Annotated in this window: 2 protein-coding genes; both read right to left on the bottom strand. The window is 34.6% G+C overall.

The genetic code is table 11. The features are described from left to right. Nucleotides 1–169 precede the first annotated feature (169 nt). Entirely contained in the window at nucleotides 170–832 is a 663-nt protein-coding gene (locus A9G48_RS01020; RefSeq protein ID WP_065575666.1) for a hypothetical protein, read from the bottom strand. Between the two features lie 158 nt (nucleotides 833–990). After that, the coding region (locus A9G48_RS11450) for a hypothetical protein (RefSeq protein ID WP_176701980.1) at nucleotides 991–1,589 on the bottom strand (599 nt) is incomplete at its 5' end.

Genomic DNA, 1,589 nt, shown 5'->3' with positions numbered 1-1,589 from the left:
TTGTGTTTTCATCAGTTATTACCTGTTAGTTAAAATTTGTTAATCGATTCTGTCACTGCTTCGGCTTATGGCTCGTATCAGCTGTATATTGGTATGACAGTAAGTATGGAAACACTTTTTTACCCCGCAAATCTTAAACTTAACAGTAATCTAATGAATTAAAATAACTTTATAAAAAATAACTACCACTCTTCCCTGCTTTCAAGGTTAATTCACCGTAATCATTAACATTATAATAATGAGTCCCTCTGGCTAATTCTTTACCTGTTGCAGCTGCTTCAATATCGAAAAAGTTAGGATACAAGCTATAAATATCCTTATTTTTTATCCAATTTGGCACATTTTCCATGTGGTAACGGAATGATACCATTCTCATACCCTTAAGTTGATTATCGACTTTGGTAATCTTGTCAACCACAACCCGACCAAAGCAGAAGTTAGTGCCCCCCCACCAATCTACGTATTTGCGACCTTCATCCGTTAAATTATAACGGTACAGAGGCTTATCGCCGTCATGACCAACCAGCTCTTCGGTAAATAATCCCTCTTTGGCATAAAGGGCTAATCGTTTATTTAATTTATGATTAACATAAATTGGGTCACGATAATGTAAATCTTTATGATAACCAGGCATATATTTTATAGTATAAGGATACATATCCTCAGTTAAATCTCCCACAGCCAAACAAACTGATTTATAACCGCTTGGATTATAATAATCATTGTCATTTTGTATCAAAGTTTTATAATCGGTAAAATCGCACCCTGTCAGTAACGATAACATCAGTAAACTACTACCTAATATTAAGACTTTTTTGATTTGTGTTTTCATCAGTTATTACCTGTTAGTTAAAATTTGTTAATCGATTCTGTCACTGCTTCGGCTTATGACTTGTATCAGCTGTATATTGGTATGACAGTAAGTATGGAAACACTTTTTTACCCCCGAAAATCTTAAACTTAACAGTAATCTAATGAATTAAAATAACTTTATAAAAAATAACTACCACTCTTCCCTGCTTTCAAGGTTAATTCACCGTAATCATTAACATTATAATAATGAGTCCCTCTGGCTAATTCTTTACCTGTTGCAGCTGCTTCAATATCGAAAAAGTTAGGATACAAGCTATAAATATCCTTATTTTTTATCCAATTTGGCACATTTTCCATGTGGTAACTGAATGATACCATTCTCATACCCTTAAGTTGATTATCGACTTTGGTAATCTTGTCAACCACAACCCGACCAAAGCAGAAGTTAGTGCCCCCCCACCAATCTACGTATTTGCGACCTTCTTCCGTTAAATTATAACGGTACAGGGGCTTATCGCCGTCATGACCAACCAGCTCTTCAGTAAATAATCCCTCTTTAGCATAGAGGGATAGTTTTAAATTAAGCTCATTATTGGCGGCGATTTTATCCCATGCATCATCAGGATCAATTTCGCCTTCAATATATTGAATAGTATAAGGATACATATCTTCATAAACCTTACCGACCCTTAAACAAACTGATTTATAACCGCTTGGATTATAATAATCATTGTCATTTTGTATCAAAGTTTTATAATCGGTAAAATCGCACCCTG

The sequence above is a fragment of the Gilliamella sp. wkB18 genome, assembly GCF_001690875.1.
GTDB lineage: Bacteria > Pseudomonadota > Gammaproteobacteria > Enterobacterales > Orbaceae > Gilliamella > Gilliamella apicola_A.
The sequence above is the reverse complement of the archived record's forward strand: the minus strand, read 5'-3'. Positions and strand labels throughout refer to the sequence as shown.